The following is a 1,376-nucleotide window of genomic DNA, read 5'->3' on the forward strand; positions in this document are numbered from 1 at the left end:
AAAACTAAGGTAGAAATCCCAGGTAAAGATAAGGATCACCCAATCACAGTAACAATCGGTGAAGACGGTAAAGGTAAAGTACCAAACACTGACCTACCAGAAGGTAAAGTTCCAGGTAAAGGTAAGATTACAGAACCAGGTAGACCAACAGAAGAAGTTCCAGTTGAAACACCGGCTCATAAGACACCAACACTAGATGTTGAACAAGATCCTAAGACAGGTGATGTAACAGTAACACCGAAGAGACCAGATGGTTCAACATTCCCACCAGGAACTAAGGTAGAAATTCCAGGTAAAGATAAAGACCACCCAATTACAGTAACAATCGGTGAAGACGGTAAAGGTAAAGTACCAAACAGTGAATTACCAGAAGGAAAAGTCCCAGGAACAGGTAAGATTACAGAACCAGGTAGACCAACGGAAGAAATTCCTAATGTAACAACACCAGCCCATAAGACGCCAACACTAGATGTTGAACAAAATCCTAAGACAGGTGATGTTACAGTAACACCGAAGAGACCAGATGGATCAACATACCCACCAGGAACTAAGGTAGAAATCCCAGGTAAAGATAAAGATCACCCAATTACTGTTACAACTGATGACAATGGTAAAGCTAAAGTACCAAACGCTGACTTACCAGAAGGAAAAGTCCCAGGAACAGGTAAGATTACAGAACCAGGTAGACCAACGGAAGAAGTTCCAAATGTAACCACACCAGCTCATAAGACGCCAACACTAGATGTAGAACGTGATCCTAAGACAGGTGACGTTACAGTAACACCGAAGAGACCAGGAGGAGGAACATATCCACCAGGAACTAAGGTAGAAATCCCAGGTGAAAATGGTCCAATCACTGTTGAAATCGGTAAAGATGGTAAAGGTAAAGTACCAAATGATAAACTTCCTAAGAAAGATGTTCCAGGTACAGGTAAGATTACAGAACCAGGTAAACCAGCTGTGGAAGTTCCTAATGTAACAACACCAGCTAAGGTAATACCAGAAACACCAGAAACTGAAAAACCAGTTGAGATTGAAATTACTCCACAACCAAATGGAGATGCGATTGTAACGCCTAAGAAACCAGGAGGAGGAACATATCCACCAGGTACTAAGGTAGAAATCCCAGGTGAAGATGGAAACACAATTACTGTTGAAATCGGTAAAGATGGTTCAGGTAAAGTACCAAATGACAAACTTCCTAAGAAAGCTGTCCCAGGTACAGGAACAGTAACCGAACCGAACAAGAAACCATCACAACCGGTGAATGTAACAACACCAGCTCGTAAGACACCAACAATAGAGTTGAAACCAGATCCTAAGACAGGTGACGTTACAGTAACACCGCAGAGACCAGGAGGAGGAACATATCCACC

At 42.4% G+C, this 1,376-nt stretch carries 1 pseudogene; it reads left to right on the plus strand.

Annotation, left to right across the window (positions count from 1 at the left end):
• A pseudogene (locus K4Z77_RS08955) lies at positions 1-1,376 on the plus strand (hypothetical protein); the annotation flags it as partial.

It is taken from the genome of Streptococcus mitis subsp. hohhotensis, from assembly GCF_020089495.2.
Taxonomy (GTDB): domain Bacteria; phylum Bacillota; class Bacilli; order Lactobacillales; family Streptococcaceae; genus Streptococcus; species Streptococcus hohhotensis.